This window comes from Klebsiella sp. 10-1 (genome assembly GCF_009758445.1).
GTDB classification, from domain to species: Bacteria; Pseudomonadota; Gammaproteobacteria; order Enterobacterales; family Enterobacteriaceae; genus Klebsiella; species Klebsiella scottii.
Genome location: NZ_WQRE01000002.1, coordinates 33,545 through 50,444, shown reverse-complemented (window position 1 = coordinate 50,444; position 16,900 = coordinate 33,545). Strand labels below are relative to the sequence as shown.

The window sequence follows — 16,900 nt, the reverse complement described above, 5'->3', positions numbered from 1 at the left end:
TTCTTAACCCGCCGTCATGATTTAATCCTCTCAACCAAAACGGAGAGGAATACTCATGAAACACATGATGATTTGTTGTGGCGCTGGCGTAGCAACCAGCACCGTTGCATTAAACAAGCTGCAGGAGTTCCTGAAAAAAGAAAATCTCCTCGACAAGGTGCGTATTTCGCAGGGCACCGTGGCGGAAGCTAAAACGCGTGATGATATTGATTTTATTGTCTCGACTTCACCCGTTGCGCTTTCCGTTCCGGTTATTAACGCTCTGCCGCTGTTGACCGGCATGGGCACCGATAAAGTTTTCAGCAGCGTGAAAGAATTAATTCTCGCCGAGGGTTAAGCCATGTTTATTGTTGATTATATTGTGGGCCTGGGCGCTTCAGTGATGATGCCGCTAATATTTATGATCCTCGGACTGATATTACGTCTGTCGCTCAGCAAAGCCCTTAAAGCTGGTTTAATGGTGGGGATTGGTTTTATCGGATTAAGCATTACCGTTAATCTGATGATCGACTCCCTGACGCCGGTCAGCCACGCGCTGGTGGAACGCTTTGGCCTGAACCTCACCGTGCTGGACGTGGGCTGGCCCGCTGCGGCGGCGGTGGCAATGGGGACGCGGGTCGGCGCCCTGGTCATTCCGGTGTGCGTGGCTATTAACGTGCTGATGCTGTACAGCAAAACCACCCGGGTGCTGAACGTCGATATCTGGAACCTGTGGCACCACGCGTTTACCGGTTCGCTGGTCACGATTATTACCGATAGCCTCTGGCTGGGTATTTTCGCAGCTGCGATTAACTGTATTATCACGATGGTTATTGCCGACCGTACCAGCGGCGATGTCGAAAAATACCTGAACCTGCCGTCTATTTCCGTGCCGCACGGTTTCTCCGCATCATTTGTTCCGGCGGCATGGCTGGTCAATGCGATTGTCGATCGTATTCCGGTGATTCGCGATATTAAAATTGATACCGAGGTTATTCAGAAAAGGCTATCTATTCTCGGCGATCCGGCATCGCTTGGCGCAATTATCGGGGCGCTGCTGGGAATTATTGCCGGTATTGAAGTGAAGGCCATTTTACAAACGGCGATTACTATGGCGGCGGTGATGACCATTATTCCGCGAATGGCTAAAATGCTGATGGAAGGGGTCTATCCGATCAGCGAGCGTATTCAGGAAATTGCCCAGTCGCGCGCCGGCTCGTTCGGTAAAATCGCCATTGGTCTCGACTCGGCGGTCAGCGTTGGTCATCCGGTGACGCTGTCGGTATCGATGCTGATGATCCCCATTATGCTGGTGCTGGCGGCGATTATTCCGGGCAACCAGTTCCTGCCCTTCGCCTCGTTAACCGGTCTGCCGTTTGCCTTTGTGCTGGTTACCGCGGTGTGCCGTGGCGATATGTTCCGCACGCTGCTTACCGGTCTGCTGACGCTCAGCCTGGCGCTGCTGATCGGCACCAACCTGGCGCCGATCGTCACCAGCACGGCGGTGAGTACCGGCTTCTCTCTGCCGCAGGGTACCACCAGCATCAGCAGCGTGGATTACGCCGGAGCGATGCTGCCGTGGGCTATCATCCAGAGCTTCCATTTAAAAGAGATTGGCGTGGGGATCCTGACCCTGTGCACCATCGCCCTGGTGCTGTGGAACCGCCGCAAGCTGGCGCAGGAAAACGGGCAGATAGCTGAAGCGAACGCAGAGGTGGGCAAATGATGTTTAGCGCACAGCGCGTGGTGAAGTTCACCGAGGCGGTCAGCCGGATGGCGTTGCTGACCCGCCTGGCGGCAAGCCTGCAGGCCGATGGTTTGGTCAAGCCGAGCTTTAGCGAAGGGGTGCTGGAGCGGGAAAAGGTCTATCCGACGGGGATTTTTATGGAGACCCACAGCGTCGCCATCCCGCATACCGAGTTTGAGCACGTCAACCGCACCGGTTTTGCCATCGGCATCAACCTCGCGGGCGTCGAGTTCCAGCGTACCGATGAGCCTGAGGAGGCGGTAGTTCCGCAGATCGTGGTGATGATGGCAATTGATAAAACTTGCGAAAAGGTGGCAATTATTCAATCCTTGTTCGCCTTACTGGCCGATAGCGATCGCGTTAACGAAATCGTTAAAATGACGCCAGAGGAGATTGCAAAAGTGTTCACCGATGCCATCGTCACGCAGTAAGATAAATTGATGAGCTCAATACGGTGATGCCGGAAGCGAAGAGGGACAAGATGTTACGAATCAGCGACGTCATAGAGTTAGCGATGGTGAGTCGTAAAACTATCTATAACGCGATCAACAGCGGCCGGCTGAAGTACCAGCTGGTCAACGTTGATAATCGTCAGGTTCGTATGTTTTTCGAAGAGGACGTCTTCGAAGCGTTCCCCAAAACCAGCCGGGGTACCACTCAGGAACAGGAAGTGCAGGCGCTGCGAGAGGAGGTTGCTTCCCTCAAGTTTGCGCTGGCGGAGCTGCAAAAAGCGGTCAACGCGATGGATCCTGAGGGTAAGTACGAAATGACCACCGTAAAAGAGTCGTCAAAAACGCCCGACCGCTAGCCGGCGGACGGGCGTCGCGTTATCAGACGATATCGTCCACCACGCCGCCGTCAACGCGCAGCGCCGCACCCGAGGTCGCCGAGGCCTGGGTCGAGCAGACGTACACCACCATATTCGCCACCTCTTCCACCGATGCCGCGCGCTGAATCACCGACGCGGGGCGATGGGCCATGACAAACTCTTTCGCCAGCTGCTCCAGCGGTTTCCCGGTCCTGGCGACTTCTTCTTTCATCATTTCGGCAAAGCCGTCGGAAAGGGTGGGGCCAGGCAGCACGCTGTTGACGGTGACGCCGCTGCCGGCGACGTATTTCGCCAGCCCGCGCGCCAGCGACAGCTGGGCGGTTTTGGTCACCCCGTAGTGAATCATGTCCGCCGGAATGTTGCGCGCCGATTCCGAAGAGATAAACACCACCCGGCCCCAGCCTTTTTGCACCATCGCCGGCAGCAGGGCGCGCGCCAGGCGCACGCCGGACATCACGTTGGTCTGCCAGTAGTTTTCCCAGGTCTCGTCATCGGTTTCATAGAAATCCTGCGGGCCATAGATGCCGGCGTTGTTGACCAGAATATCGATGCCGACCAGCGCCTGCAGCAGCTGATTCACGCCCTGCGCGCCGCTCAGATCGGCGACCGCCGGACGCGTTCTGGCGCCAGGAACTTCGTTTTGTAAGCGGGAGATGGCCGCGTTAACGCTGCGTTCGCTGCGCCCGTTAATTACCACCTCCGCGCCGCTGGCCGCCAGCCCTTTGGCGATAGCAAAACCAATGCCTGCCGTGGAGGCGGTGACCAGCGCGACTTTCCCCGATAAATCAATCTTCATAACCTTGGCCTTATTGTGTGAGCAACAGACCATTAAGCGTAGCAGCTGACGCCCGCACCGGGCGGAGACAGAGGTTGCAAGGTGTTAATAGCCCATCTGTTTATTGACCAGATTTTTCAGCGGCAGCGCCTGCTGCAGGCGCTGAATATTTTCCAGCAGCTGGCGAGCGATCACCTGCGCCGGGGCGATGGAGGCGATATGCGGAGTGATGACCACCCGCGGATGCGACCACAGCGGATCGGCGTCCGGCAGCGGTTCGACGGGGAAGACGTCCAGCACCGCGCCCGCCAGCCGGCCGCTGTCCAGCGCCTGCAGCACATCGTGATTCACCATATGCTCGCCGCGTCCGCAGTTGATCAGCACCGCTCCGGCCGGGAGCTGGTCGAGCAGAGGCTGCGCGAGGATGCCGCGGGTCTGCTCGGTGAGCGGCAGCACGTTGATCAGCGCGTCCAGTTCGCCCAGGAAATCAGCGGCCTGCGCATCGCCGTGGTAGCAGCGCACGCCCGCCAGGCGCTTTTCGCTTCGCGCCCAGCCGGAGACGCAGTACCCCAGCCCGGCAAGGCGAGCGGCGATGTAGCCGCCGATTTCACCGAGCCCCATCACCCCGACGCGAAAATCGCCGGCGGCCCGCTGCGGGTAGGCCTGCCACACCCGCTCGCGCTGATGCGCCAGCGCGCGGTCAAAGTGGCGCTGAAACCACAGCACGCCCCACAGCGCATATTCGAACATCCCGTGACGAAAATCTTCATCCACCACCCGGCATAGCGGAACCTGGCTGGCGAACACCTCTTCGGGAAGATGGTCGACCCCGGCCGAAGCGGCCTGGATGAGTTTTAGCTCCGGCGAGCGGGCCAGCAGCTGAGGGTCGGGAAACCAGCAGCTGGCATACTCCGCGCGACCTGCCGCCGGATGGTCGGGCAGGACCGCCGTCACGTGGGGAAAAAGCTGCAGCGCGTCGCAAATCTCGCGGGCGTAGTTTGGGTCGTTGCAGTCGACAACGATAGTCAGGTTCGGCATAGGCGTTAGTCTTTATAAGAGGTGTCGAGGCGGTTAAGGCGGCGCAGCCACGCCTGCCAGACCTGCTGGCGCTCGTGCTCCACGCCCATCAGCTGTTCGCAGGCGTGCTGGCTCAGGTGCGCCGGGATGAGGTGAATCGGGCTGAGCTGGGCGAGCTGGGCGGCGGCCATCTGAATTTCGCAGGCGCGGTTGAGGTAGTACATGATGCAAAACGCATCGGCGACTCTGCGCCCGACCGACAGCAGCCCGTGGCTCTGCAAAATCATGGCGATATTATCCCCGAGCGAGCGCTGAATACGTTCGCGTTCGTCGAGGTCAAACGCCACGCCTTCATACGGGTGATAGCCGACGCGCTGATAAAATTCGGTGCTGATCTGGTTAAGCTGCAGCAGGCCATCCTGACAGGCGGCGACCGCCATCCCCGGCAGCGTATGGGTGTGGATCACGCAGTGGGCATCCTCCCGCGCCATATGCACCGCGCTGTGGATGGTAAAACCGGCCGAGTTAGCCGGGGCGTGGCCTTCCACCACCTTGCCCTGCATATCGACGACAATCAGATTGCTGGCGGTCACTTCATCGAACATCATGCCGAACGGGTTAATCAGAAACCGCGGTTCGCCGTCGCCCGGCAGGCGCACCGAAAAGTGGGTATAGAGCGTATCTTCCCAGCCAAACAGCGCCGCCAGGCGGTAGGCGGCGGCCAGATCCTGGCGCAGTTCACGTTCAGTAGCCATTTATTGTACTCCCATAAATTCACGGATGCGGGTCAGTGCCGGATCGCTGGCGCCGTCGCGAATGCGCCGGGGAGGCACATCGCTCACCACCACGCCGTTTTCCATCATCACCACCCGGTCGGAAATGGATAACGCGAAGTCCATCTCATGGGTCACGATCAGCATCGTCATCCCTTCGCGGGCGAGAGACTGAATCACCTTCAGCACCTCACCAACCAGCTCCGGGTCCAGCGCCGAGGTCGGTTCGTCAAACAGCATGATGTCCGGTTTTAAGGCCAGCGCCCTGGCGATGGCAACGCGCTGCTGCTGGCCGCCGGAGAGCTGCCAGGGGTATTTTTCGGCGTGGGCCAGCAGCCCGACGCGGTCCAGCAGATAGAGGGCCTGCTCTTTTGCCACGCGGCGATCGACCAGCTTGTGATACAGCGGGGCGAGCATGACGTTGTCGAGCACCGACCGGTGAGGAAACAGGTTGAAGCCCTGGAAAACCATGCCGATACGGCGCACGCCGGCGCGCATCTGCGGCTTATCGACGATCGCCGCGCCTTTCAGGTAATCTTCGCCGTAGAGAATGATTTCCCCGCCATCGATGCTTTCCAGGGCGTTGATGGTGCGGATCAGGGTGGTTTTGCCCGACCCGGATGGCCCGATGATGCTGATGACCTCGCCGTTATCGACCTTCAGATCGATGCCTTTCAGCACCTGATGCTGGCCCCAGGATTTTTCGATCGCCCGCAGATCGAGAGCCGGCGGGTTGCCGCTGGCGGGTTCGGCTTTCGCCGCCTGCGGCGGCGCTTTCAGGCTCTGGCGCAGGGTCTCGCATTCGGCGTCGTTGAAGGTTTGCGGGCGCTTTTGCTGAATATCGAGCCGGTTTTCCAGCGCCCGGAACAGCCAGGTAAATACCGTCACCACCATTACGTAGTACACCGCCACCGCCAGCAGCGTCTCCATCACGAGGAAGTTCTGCGCGTACAGCCGCTGGCCGGTGAGCAGCAGTTCCGGTAAAGAGATCACCGACAAAATCGAGCTGAGTTTAATGATGGTGATGTATTCATTAATCATCGTGGGCAGCGAGATGCGGAACGCCTGCGGGATAATAATCAGGCGCTGAATGCCGATAAAGCTGAAGCTTAAGGCGTGGCCGGCTTCGCTTTGTCCTTTCGCCACTGAAATTAAACCGCCGCGATGAATTTCCGCCATATAGGCCGCCTCGGTGACGGTCATCGAGACCAGGCCGGCAATAAACGGAATGCCGAGCAGCGGCTGGGTGGCCGGAAACAGCTGCGGCAGGTTATAGACAAACACCAGCAGCACCATTAGCGGCACGCTGCGGAAAAACCAAATATAGAGTTCGACGGGAACCTTCAGCCAGCGCGGGCCGGAGAGCTTCGCGCAGGCTAAAAGAAAACCTAATACCAGGCCAATAAACCACGACAATGAACTGACGACGATGACGGTAACGCACGCCTGCCAGAATGCCCCAATGCTAAATAACGAGAAAAAGTATCCCCAATCGAACTCCATACCGACTCCTGTTGCGCATTGGCTTGATCGTATTTAATCGATGCGTTCTAAATTGTATTTTTTGATGATGGCGTCATATTTGCCGTTGGCTTTTAAGGTGGCTAACGTCGATTTAATCGCCTCCACCAGTTCGCTATTGCCTTTGCTGACATAAATCCCCAGCGGCAGGGGATAGACCAGCCGCGTGGAGCTAATCGCCAGCCGCCCGCGGCTCTTATCGACAAGAATTTGCGCCGCCGGAGCGATCTCTAACTGCGCGCTAATATTTTTCGATATCAGGGCCTGGGAGACTTCCGGGGCGGTCGGGAACTCCTGAATGCTAATCGCCGGCTTACCGTTTTTCAGACAGTACTCGTCGGAGTGATTTTTCAGGCTGGCGACCCAGCTGGTGCCCTGCTGCAGCCCGACCTTGACGCCGCATAGTTCGTCTTCCGTTTTCGGCTGAATCTCGCCGCTCTTCAGGGCGATAATTGACGCGCCGGATAAGGCGTAAGGCACCGCGTCGGCCTGTTTAAGGCGCTCCGGCGTGATGTACATTCCGGAGATCACCGCGTCGTATTTCTTGCCAATCCCTAAGATCAGGCTGGTAAATTTGGTATCGATCAGCTGCGGTTTGGCCTTCAGCTGCTCGGCAATCAGCGCGGCGAATTCCGGGTCGAGGCCGACGATGTTGTTATTGCTGTCGTAAGATTCAAACGGCGGATAGGTCACCTCCATCCCGACTTTAAATACGCCATCCGTCAGCAGTTCTGCCGCCTGGGTCAGCGGTGAAAAGCAGGCGGCGACGGCGATGCCCAAAGCCACACGGCGCGAGAGCTTATGGAGCGTTTTTTTCATCATGTATCCTCACGGGTTAGTTACGGTTTTTTGCTGGGCTTGTTTTTTCAGATGACCAAAGGTGTTGGTGCCTCGGGCGCGTTCCGGGAGCTGCAGCTCGCCTTTGTTGACCTTCTCGCGCAGGTAGCGATAGGTCTGCAGCGCCTGGCTCCACATATGCTCGCCAATGCTCAGTTCCTGATAGTCGCTGGCCTCTCCGGCGGTTAAAAAGTTGGGCAGCGGGCGGATCAGGGTGTGGTAATCGCAGGCGAAGAACAGCGGGAAGGAGTAGCGCTCCTGCGGCACCTTGCGGACACGGTGGGCTGTAGCAACAAACGTGCCAGCGCTTAGCACTTCCAGCATGTCGCCGATATTGATCACGAAAGCCTCTTCTCCGGCGGCGCTCTTCGCCGGCGGGGCGTCGATCCAGGCGCTATCTTCATTCAGCACCTCAAGGCCCGGCTGGTCGGCGAGCAGCAGGGTGAAGCACTCGTAATCGGTGTGTGCACCAATACCGGGAACGTCTTCGGCGCTGGCGTCAAAGGGATAGTGGATCAGGCGCAGCTTCGACGGCGGGCAGGTCACCATCGCCTTGAAATACCCTTCCGGCAGGCCAAGGGCGAGGGCGAAGGCGTCAAACAGGCGATGGCCGAGGGCAAATACGGCTTCATAGTAGGCCAGCACCCGGGACTGAAACTCGGGCAGCTGCGGCCACTCGTTGGCGCCAATCAGCGGCGTGCCGGCCAGCACAAACGGGTGGTCATCCGCGGCCTGAAAGCCAATATCAAACGCTTCTTTGTGGTCCGGTTTACCGGAGCCGTAGATCTCTTCCCCTTCCGGGACGTAGCCTTTGTGGCTGCGGGAGTGGCCGATGTAGTACTGCATCTTTTGATCCATCGGCAGGGCGAAGAGCCGTTTGGCCGCCGTGCGGATCCCGGCGATCAGCTCAGGGGCAATGCCGTGGCCGGTGATGTAGAAAAAGCCGACTTCCCGCGCCGCTTTGCCGATGGTGTCGGCGACGGCCTGGCGTTTTGCCAGACTGTCGCTGGCCAGATCGCTGATATCGATGGTCGGTAACTCAGTGAAAGAACTTTTTGCGACGCTCATTACGACAGATCCTTTTCGGTTAGCGATAAAAACTCGGCGAAATGCTGCTGTTCATGTTTCGCCATCCATGCATTCAGCGACCACAGATCGGCCACCGGGACGTTGGTGAACGGCAGGTGGTGCAGATAGCCGTCAGGGCCAAACTCAGGCGTCAACGTGGTTTGCTGATACCCGCGCCGGCGCTGCGACTGCCAGACCTGCTGCCAGAAGCGCTGCTGAAACTGCAGCGCGGCCTGATATTCCGGCGCCGCCGGGTGCGGCACCTGCGGCCCCTGGTCGTAGCCGGCGCGGGCCTGGACGTGGTGCACGCGGTCGATAAAGGCGCTGAAATCATCGCAGGGGTCATCCAGCAGACGCTCGCTCACCACCAGCCAGTGGCTGATATCGGCGGTAAAGCGCAGCTGCGGCAGCTGCTGGATAATTTCCAGAGTCAGCCACGGGCTATACAGCGAGGTGGCGCGATGGGTTTCAAAGCTGCAGATCAGTTCGCTGGCGGCGGCCAGCTCGTGGGCCCGGCCGAGAAAATCCACCTGCTGCGCCAGCGGCCAGCGGTCGTTGCCGGCCAGCAGATTGACAAAGCGCGGATTCAGCGTCTTTGCCTCTGCAAAGCGGCTTTTTAAGCGCTCCAGATGCTGGAGCGGCGTTTCGGCCTGCGCCGGGATCACGCCGCCGCCGCTGAAGAGGATGGCGATATACTCCAGTTCGGACTCCTGCAGGCGCCGGGCCAGCGTCTGCCGCTCATCGGCGCTCAGCGGGACCCGCGCCTCGATGCCGCAGCAGCCGACGCTTTTTAGCTCGCTGAGGGTTTGTTGCCACGGGGTCGTCACGCCCCAGAGGGTGCGAAAAACCTTGAGCTGCATGGTTGGCTGCATTCTGAATCCCCTATGGATATTTCACGCCCGGCAGGACGCAGAGCATTTCATACAGCAGGTTGGCCGCCAGCTGGGAGGTGTTGCCGCTGATATCGTAAGGCGGGGAGACCTCAACCAGGTCGCAGCCAATCAGGTTCAGGCCGCGGCAGCCGCGGACGATCTCCAGCGCCTGAATGGAGGTCAGGCCGCCGACTTCCGGGGTGCCGGTGCCGGGCGCCCAGATGGGGTCGAGGCTGTCGATATCGAAGCTGAGATAGACCGGGCCTGCGCCCATCTGCTGGCGAACCTCCGCCATTAGCGGCGCCAGCGACCGGTGCCAGCACTGCTCCGCCTGCACCAGACGAAAGCCCTGGTCGACGCCCCACTGGAAGTCGCCGGCGGCGTAACCCTGGGCGCGCTGGCCAATCTGCACCACGCGTTTAAGATCCAGCAGCCCCTCTTCGACGGCGCGGCGGAAGGTGGTGCCGTGGGCGATTTTCTCGCCGAACATGTCATCGTTGGTGTCGGTGTGGGCATCCACATGAATCAGCCCGACCGGGCCATGTTTTTTGGTCAGGGCGCGGAGAATAGGCAGGGTGATGGTGTGGTCTCCCCCGAGGGTCAGCGGGATGAGCGGAAAACTATTTAAACCGGTGTAGTAATCCTCGATGATCTGCACCGATTTGAGCAGGCTGTAGGTATTTATCGGTACGTCACCGATATCGGCCACCGATAGCGATTCAAAAGGCGCCGCGCCGGTTGCCATGTTGTAGGGACGAATCATCACCGATTCGGCGCGGATATAGCGCGGTCCGTAGCGGGTGCCGGAGCGCTGCGACGTGCCGATATCCAGCGGGATGCCAACGAAAGCCGCATCAAGCCCCTGTAAATCTTCGATAAAAGGCAGTCGCATCATCGTTGCGCGGCCGCCGAAACGCGGCATCTCGTTGCCACCCTGCGGTTGATGAAAGACGTTATCCATTTCAGCTCCTGAATCTGACACACAAATGCTCGATAAGGTGATAGTGCGAAAGATGTGCTGGACTTTAAATCGTCTGCTGTAAATACTTAGTTCATTTAATGGTGAACTAATCATGCTCAACGACGGCAGCCTTAACATTCGCCAACTGCAGATTTTTGAGGCGGTGGCCCGCCTGGAAAGCTACGGCAGAGCCCAGCAGGAGCTGGGGATTTCCGTGTCGGCGATCAGCAACGCGATGTCTCAGCTGGAAGGCCAGCTGGGGTTTAGCCTGTGCCAGCGCGGGCGCGGCGGCTTTGCGCTGACCGAGAAAGGGCAGCAGTTTTTACAGCAGGCGATTCGGGTGCTAAGCGAGCTGAACGAGCTGGAACGCCAGTCGGCGCTGCTGAAGGGCGAGCACAGCGGCACGATTTGCATCTCGACGCTCGACTCGATTGAAACCGAAACCGCGCTGTCGCTGCCGGTGGTGCTGCGCAGCTTCAGCGATAAGTTTCCCCACGTGCATATCAAACTGATTATCCGCACTCCGGCGGAGCAGCTGAACGGCGTGCTCAACAACCATATCGATCTGGCTATCGGCAGCTACAACTCCCAGGTGCATAACATCATCAGCGAGCCGCTCTATCGCGAGCAGCACTGGCTCTACTGCAGCGACCTGCACCCGATGTTCTTCAGCCGCCAGCTCGATAAAGAGCACATCAGCCAGTGCCCGCTGGTGACCCGCAGCTACTGGAATACCAGCGATCTGCGGCGGCGCGGTTTCAGTAAAGGCAGCGCCACCGTGGAGACGGTCGATGCGCAGCTGCTGCTGATCCTGTCGGGGAAATATATCGGCTATCTCCCGGAACACTACGCCTGGCCGTGGATCAAGGAGAACCGGCTGCGGGTGCTGCTGCCCAACGAGTTCGGCTTCCAGTCGCCGTTCTCGGCGATTTGCAAACGCGGGCGCAGCAACGAGCCCTATCTGAAAGAGTTTCGTAATTTACTGAAGAAGAATACCGTCGCCAGGCCGAAGTGGAACTATTAAGGGCCGCCGGGGCATTGCGGCGTTGCCCCGGGGACGCGCGCGATCAGGCGCTGGCCGTTGCCGAAGTGCGGGCGAGATAGCGAAAATAGCAGTAGTAGCCGATTGATGCCGTCAGGCAGAGCATATAGCCAAACGACTCGCTGCCCTCTTCGACGGCGTTTTTCACGGCCCGGGCGTAATCCTCGGCAAGGATGGCGAACCACAGGCCGTGCATGCCGAACAGACGCGAGAAGACCAGCACCGCCAGCAGGCCGCTGAGCATCATCCCGTACCAGGGCGTGCGGGTATATTGCGCCAGCTGCGCGAGGGTCTGACGGAAATGGATTAGCGGATAAATAAGCGTACAGAGCGTGGAGAACAGGGCAAACCAGACCCAGCTACCGTGGGAAATAAGATCGAAGGCCGCATCCAGTTCACGAATCAGCATCGCGAGGAAAAAGCCGCCGACGAGAATATTACAGTAGCGCAGAAGCGTATATCTCTTCGCCAGCCAGAAGTGAATCAGCACGATCGTCATCAGCACCAGTTCCTGCACTATTTCGGTGAGCGATATTTCCGCAATATTGTTATCAAAGACCCGCACGTCCATCCACAGGCAGAGCACCGCGACGGCGGAGGCGAAGGCCGCGCCGAGGAAGAAGAGAAAGCTTCTGAGTACAGACATTAGCACCACGTTATATATTGAAAAACAATATGGTAAGTGCCGTATTTATAACTTCCTCTTCACTTCGTGCTCCTTTTCCGCTGTTTTTTAACCTATCGAGCTTTTTTCCGCCCAGGGCGGGCGGTGATGACGGTCGTCACTGGCCTAACAGCGCCTGGTAGCGGGCGGTAAACTGCGGGGCGTTCCACGAGCCGTCAAAAAGGGTATAGGTGATATAGCCCTTGTTGAGCCAGCCGGAGTCGGTGTCGTCCAGGGTTGGAGCGAGCGCCGCCGGGTTTAGGGTCTGTTTCGCCTTGCCATCGGCCGTTAGCTCATAGCCGATCTGCGGCGTCGGGAACGCTTCGTTATCGACGTAGTGCACGCCTTTGATCTCGGCTTTTGCCAGCGGCGGATAGTTAATGCTCAGCCCGGACCCTTTGGGTAAGACGGGAGCGTCCGGGGTACGTTTGGCGCTGAGGGTATCGACCACGCCGACGACGTAATCGACCGACTCCGGCCAGTATTGATGCGTGGCCGGCCAGCCGTTTTTCATCTCCTCTGCGCTAAAGATGTAGCCGATGCTGGCGGCAATCGCCGGGATGCCGTAGCGCACGGCGCGGGCGGCTGCGCTGACGGTACCGGAATTCACCTGCGCCATGCCGGTGTTGGGGCCGTCGTTAACTCCGGAGATAACCAGGTCCGGCGGAGCGTCCTTCAGCAGGCCGCGAAGCCCAAAGTCAACGGCGTCCGCCGGGGTGCCGGGGAAGCAGTAGCGCCTGTCGGCGACCTTTTGTAAGTCGAAGATCTTGCCGGTTTTAAAGGTGATGGCGGAACCTATGCCGCTTTGGTTGGTGGCGGGGGCGACCATCCAGACGTCGTAGCCTTTGGCTGCCAGTTTGTCCTGCAGCGAGGTGCTGCCCGGCGATTCGCAGCCGTCGTCGTTGACGATCAGTATTTTCAGCGCGGGCCGGGCCGCTTCGGCGGCGAAGGCGACGGTGGAGAGCAGAGCGGCGGTGAGGATTATTGTTTTCACTTTGTATCCTTGCATTTGATGGAAGGGCCTGAATCGGGCGCAAAAAAAAACCTAAGACTCCTGCCCGCAGCGCTGCTGCGACAAGTATCTTAGGTTTTGCCTGCGTTCAGTAACAATCCCGGATAGCCACGAAAATACGCCAGGATGCGGCCATCGTCCAGGGAAAGACTATTTTTTGTGAGCGGCTTCAATAAATAAAGCTGTTATTAACGATGTTCGCCACAGGGGATTTTCTGCGGCAGGTTATGTTTCTGTATGGGGCTTATTAGTCGATGTATGAATATTGGATTAAATATATTGCGCTAAGCCTGCTGGATATGCGTGCGATCACATTTATTAATTTGCCCCATAAAAGAGAGTGGCGTTACTCCGCATTGATGATATTGTCGCCATAATTGGATTGTTACTGTGTATACAGGCAAAACCTACGTCAGATAGCGGAAGCGGTGATCATCACTTTCGCTATTGAACGTAGGTTTTTTTGTTTTCATTACAGGTATGGATAACGAAGGGATATAACATGAAAAGATGGCTGTTAGCTTTAATAGTGGTTGCCAGTAGCGTCACCTCGGCTGCGGAAAATAAAACACCGGTCGCTGAGGATGATACGGTAAATATCTATTTTGCCCGTCATGGGAAAACGCTGCTTAATACCTTTGACCGCGTTCAGGGATGGGCCGACTCCCCGCTAACCGAGGACGGATTGCGGGTGGCGCGTTATTTAGGCGAAGGGCTCAGGGGGATTCAATTCGACAGTTTCTACACCAGCGATGCCGGGCGGCAGCGCGAAACGATGGCGGTTATTTTGACGCAGGCGGGGATCGCCAACTATCGACCGACCGAGCTGGTGGGGCTTCGCGAAGCGTTCTTCGGCGGGTTCGAGGGCGGCCTGAATCGGGATATGGCCGCGGCGGGAGCCCGTCAGCTGGGGCTGGCCGACGCTGCGGCGCTGTACCGGGAGATGAAGGCCGGTACGCTGTCGGTGCGCGATAGCCAGAACGCTCTCGCCAGCGCCGATCCCAAGGGGATGGCGGAGAACTACGACCAGGTGAAGAGTCGCGTCCAGGCGGCGCTGGCGACCATTCTTGCGAAGGCGAAAGCCAGCGGTGATAAAAATATTCTGGCGATTTCATCCGGAACGGCGATGCAGATAATGATCTCCGACCTGACTGACGATCCGGCAAAAAATAAGCCTTTAGCCAACGCGGCGGTAGTCAAAATTACCTATCAGAACGGCCGCTATCGGGTAGCTGACATCGGTTCGTTAAAATACGTTGAGGCCGGAAAAAAGGCGCTCGACGAAAAATAAAATAACGCTTACGGCACGCTTTTTTGGCCGCCCACTTATTATTACCCTGAATCGGTAAGGACGGGGTGCGGCCCTACTCTGGGATATCATATGAATCTGACTCGCGTTACCGCAGCGCTTATCGCGCTTAGCGCTTCAGCTACCGCCTGGGGCGTCGATAATAATGAAGAGACGCAGCATTTCAAGGCAATAAACGACCTTATTAACGAACCGTTTTTTCGTGATTCACAAATGACGTTATCGTTAAAAAACTACTGGAAATATCTTAAGGAAGAGAACTCAAATCCTAAGCACGTACATAATGCGTGGGGGCAGGGAGTCGCCGTCGATTATCAGTCGGGTTATTTTTACGATACGCTTGGGGCCGATGTTGTCTATTATAGCGCCGTCAAGCTGGGAGCCAGCGATTACTTTAACTCGCGCGGCGTGCTTTACAATAACGGTACCGGTAATAATAAAGGTAATGCCGAAGGCTTCTCCAAATTTGGCCAGCGCAACCTGAAGCTGAAGTATAGCATCGCAGATATGCGGCTTAACGCCCGCTGGGGCTGGCAGGTGCTGAAAAACTATGGCGTCATCTCGACCTCGACGCGGCTGTCGCCGACCACCTACTCCGGCTGGAGCGGCTCTCTGAGCTATGACGGCCTGACGCTGCGCGGCGCGTACGTGGAAAACTCGATGGATCGCAACTCGCCTGACAAGAAGCATTTCCAGACCAACGCCGGGCGCGAGATTAACCACCTGGCCAGCGGCGAGCTGCTGTGGAAAAGCCGCTATCTGGATCTGCAGTATGGCTATGGCGAAAGCGATAACTATCTGCGCCGCCACCTGCTGTTTGCCAATCTCAGGCCGATAGCGCCTCTGAATATCGGTACGCAGATATACGCGACCCATGCTCTTGATGAATATCGCGCGATGCCCGCGAACAGGCGTGACTTCGATAATAACGCCCGCCATTTTGCCCTTGACGCCACGTGGAAAGCGGAGCGCTGGAGCAGCAAATGGGGCATCGGCTATACCGACGCTAAAAAAGCGAACGAGGTGGGTTTTTACCCGCGGCATATGAGCAAAAACTCTCGCGGCACGTTTATCTCAATGGCCTACGCGGGCGACGACTACATGCGCGACGGAGAGCTGGTGCTGGCGAATATCTCAGACTACCAGCTTACTCCGCAGCTGGCGATCGGCCTGGCCGGCAACATTGCCCGGTTTAACTACCGGGGCAATCACGTGCGCAGCGGTGAAATTAACGCCTTCAGCCGCTGGGTTCCTTCCGACCCGCTGTTTAAGAACCTGACGGTATGGGTGATGTTTGGTCCGGGCTGGTCGTACAAAAGCAGCGGAAAAACGCCGGTGCTGACCGACGGCCGCTACACCCGAACCCACACGCTGGCTTCAGAAGCGATCGTTGAATACCGCTTCCGCCTGTTCTGATGACCCGGAAGCGTAATATGTCGGGCTAGCGGGCAGCCCGACGGATTACTGGCTCATGCTTAAAATCGTGCGAATGTTGCGGGCGCTGGTGGCGATGATATCGATTGCCCCGGTGCGCAGCGCGCCCATAATCGCCATCGCTTTGGTATTTTCAGACGCAATCGCAATCACGCAGGGGATCTGCTTGAGCTCTTCAACGCTCAGGCCAATCACGCGGTTGTCCATCACCGTGTTGACGTGCTCACCGCGGGAGTTGAAGAAGTCGTAACCGGCTACGTCGCCGATAACGCCCTGGTTAATGCTGGCGTCGTTGATCTCCTGCGGCGTGAACCAGCCCAGCTTCACCATGTAGCTCTCTTCGTTCATATCGCCGATGCCAACCAAGGCAATATCGGCCTTGCGCGCGCGGTCGAGCGTCTCTTTAATGGTGCCGTTCTGCAGCAGCAGCTCTTTTAGCTGCATATTTTCGACGTAGGCCGGTGCGTACAGCGACTCGCTGCTGCCGCCAAATTTCTTCGCCAGCAGGCGGCTGATATGATCGGCGTTGATGATATCGCCCGGCCGATGGGTGCCGCCGATGCCGCAAATAAAGCGACAGTCGCGCGCCTGGATGGTGCCGGAGAATTCCGCGACCGCCGCCACGTTGCGACCCTGACCCACCGCCACCACCACGTTATCTTTCAGCATATTGTTGAGGTGGCTGGAGACCAGGGTGGCAACCTGGCGACGCTGCTCCTCTTCATCGTTATGGTCGAGGGCGATAAGCGCGCGGCTGATGGGGAAACGATCTTTGAGCTGCTTTTCAAGCTGGGTACTGAAGATCGGGTGGTAGCGGACGTTGATCTCGACGATCCCTTCTTCTTTTGCTCGTTTTAGCAGACGTCCGACCTTAATACGCGAGAAGCCAAATTTGTTGGCAATCTCTTCCTGCGTTATCTCATCACAGTAATAGGCTACGGCAATCTCGGTCAGTAGCTCATATTCCTGGGACGCGCTCGATTTTTCCATTCGGCTGCTTTCTCCACGCGATAGATTAATGTTTAGGGGGTGAACATTTGCTGAAAGTATATCAGAAACG

18 protein-coding genes are annotated in these 16,900 nt (G+C 57.8%); 7 read left to right on the top strand and 11 right to left on the bottom strand.

Annotation, left to right across the window (positions count from 1 at the left end):
* The first annotated feature begins 55 nt into the window (after positions 1 to 55).
* The 4 genes from GO007_RS08305 to GO007_RS08290 are packed head-to-tail and all read left to right on the top strand — an operon-like array spanning position 56 to position 2,534.
* Positions 56 to 337, top strand: coding sequence for a PTS sugar transporter subunit IIB (locus GO007_RS08305; RefSeq protein WP_095098275.1), 282 nt, complete (start codon positions 56 to 58; stop codon positions 335 to 337).
* 3 nt (positions 338 to 340) lie between these two features.
* On the top strand, positions 341 to 1,705 hold the full coding sequence (locus GO007_RS08300; protein WP_095098272.1) for a PTS galactitol transporter subunit IIC: 1,365 nt from the start codon (positions 341 to 343) through the stop codon (positions 1,703 to 1,705).
* Positions 1,702 to 2,157 carry a PTS sugar transporter subunit IIA gene (locus GO007_RS08295; RefSeq protein ID WP_095098269.1) on the top strand — a complete coding sequence of 152 codons (456 nt, stop codon included), beginning with the start codon at positions 1,702 to 1,704 and terminating at the stop codon, positions 2,155 to 2,157. The genes GO007_RS08300 and GO007_RS08295 overlap by 4 nt, the downstream gene beginning before the upstream one ends.
* A 50-nt stretch (positions 2,158 to 2,207) precedes the next feature.
* A complete protein-coding gene (locus GO007_RS08290) occupies positions 2,208 to 2,534 on the top strand; it encodes a MerR family transcriptional regulator (RefSeq protein WP_095098266.1) in 327 nt (108 codons plus the stop codon).
* A 22-nt stretch (positions 2,535 to 2,556) separates the two neighbouring features.
* Here the strand turns inward: GO007_RS08290 and GO007_RS08285 are convergent, their stop codons facing one another.
* The 8 genes from GO007_RS08285 to speB form a co-directional block, all read right to left on the bottom strand.
* Entirely contained in the window at positions 2,557 to 3,351 is a 795-nt protein-coding gene (locus GO007_RS08285; RefSeq protein WP_095098263.1) for an SDR family NAD(P)-dependent oxidoreductase, read from the bottom strand.
* 84 nt (positions 3,352 to 3,435) lie between these two features.
* Positions 3,436 to 4,368, bottom strand: coding sequence for a 2-hydroxyacid dehydrogenase (locus tag GO007_RS08280; RefSeq protein WP_095098260.1), 933 nt, complete (start codon positions 4,366 to 4,368; stop codon positions 3,436 to 3,438).
* A gap of 5 nt (positions 4,369 to 4,373) precedes the next feature.
* On the bottom strand, positions 4,374 to 5,102 hold the full coding sequence (locus GO007_RS08275; protein ID WP_095098257.1) for a class II aldolase/adducin family protein: 729 nt from the start codon (positions 5,100 to 5,102) through the stop codon (positions 4,374 to 4,376).
* Positions 5,103 to 6,623 carry an amino acid ABC transporter permease/ATP-binding protein gene (locus tag GO007_RS08270; RefSeq protein WP_095098254.1) on the bottom strand — a complete coding sequence of 507 codons (1,521 nt, stop codon included), beginning with the start codon at positions 6,621 to 6,623 and terminating at the stop codon, positions 5,103 to 5,105.
* A 33-nt stretch (positions 6,624 to 6,656) separates the two neighbouring features.
* Entirely contained in the window at positions 6,657 to 7,460 is an 804-nt protein-coding gene (locus GO007_RS08265) for an ABC transporter substrate-binding protein (protein ID WP_095098251.1), read from the bottom strand.
* Positions 7,461 to 7,469: 9 nt separating this feature from the next.
* Complete coding sequence (locus GO007_RS08260; RefSeq protein WP_095098249.1) at positions 7,470 to 8,546, bottom strand: isopenicillin N synthase family dioxygenase; 1,077 nt, start codon at positions 8,544 to 8,546, stop codon at positions 7,470 to 7,472.
* A complete protein-coding gene (locus GO007_RS08255; protein WP_095098247.1) occupies positions 8,546 to 9,406 on the bottom strand; it encodes a sugar phosphate isomerase/epimerase family protein in 861 nt (286 codons plus the stop codon). The genes GO007_RS08260 and GO007_RS08255 overlap by 1 nt, the downstream gene beginning before the upstream one ends.
* 22 nt (positions 9,407 to 9,428) lie before the next feature.
* On the bottom strand, positions 9,429 to 10,379 hold the full coding sequence (gene speB, locus GO007_RS08250) for an agmatinase (RefSeq protein WP_095098244.1): 951 nt from the start codon (positions 10,377 to 10,379) through the stop codon (positions 9,429 to 9,431).
* A gap of 112 nt (positions 10,380 to 10,491) precedes the next feature.
* Here speB and GO007_RS08245 point away from each other — a divergent pair, with 112 nt between their 5' ends.
* Complete coding sequence (locus tag GO007_RS08245; RefSeq protein ID WP_095098241.1) at positions 10,492 to 11,403, top strand: LysR family transcriptional regulator; 912 nt, start codon at positions 10,492 to 10,494, stop codon at positions 11,401 to 11,403.
* A gap of 43 nt (positions 11,404 to 11,446) precedes the next feature.
* On the opposite strand, the gene GO007_RS08240 is transcribed toward GO007_RS08245, so the two are convergent.
* Positions 11,447 to 12,067, bottom strand: coding sequence for a transporter (locus GO007_RS08240; RefSeq protein WP_095098238.1), 621 nt, complete (start codon positions 12,065 to 12,067; stop codon positions 11,447 to 11,449).
* Between the two features lie 136 nt (positions 12,068 to 12,203).
* Positions 12,204 to 13,079 carry a 5'/3'-nucleotidase SurE gene (gene surE / locus GO007_RS08235; protein ID WP_189339846.1) on the bottom strand — a complete coding sequence of 292 codons (876 nt, stop codon included), beginning with the start codon at positions 13,077 to 13,079 and terminating at the stop codon, positions 12,204 to 12,206.
* Between the two features lie 520 nt (positions 13,080 to 13,599).
* Between surE and GO007_RS08230 the strand changes: the two genes are divergently transcribed.
* Both GO007_RS08230 and GO007_RS08225 read left to right on the top strand, forming a co-directional pair.
* Positions 13,600 to 14,388, top strand: a complete 789-nt coding sequence (locus GO007_RS08230; protein WP_095098232.1) for a histidine phosphatase family protein — start codon at positions 13,600 to 13,602, stop codon at positions 14,386 to 14,388.
* Between the two features lie 90 nt (positions 14,389 to 14,478).
* The gene (locus GO007_RS08225) at positions 14,479 to 15,822 is read left to right on the top strand and encodes an OprD family outer membrane porin (protein WP_095098229.1); all 1,344 of its coding nucleotides are present in this window, start codon (positions 14,479 to 14,481) and stop codon (positions 15,820 to 15,822) included.
* 45 nt (positions 15,823 to 15,867) lie between these two features.
* On the opposite strand, the gene GO007_RS08220 is transcribed toward GO007_RS08225, so the two are convergent.
* On the bottom strand, positions 15,868 to 16,830 hold the full coding sequence (locus tag GO007_RS08220; protein WP_095098226.1) for a sugar-binding transcriptional regulator: 963 nt from the start codon (positions 16,828 to 16,830) through the stop codon (positions 15,868 to 15,870).
* Positions 16,831 to 16,900 lie beyond the last annotated feature (70 nt).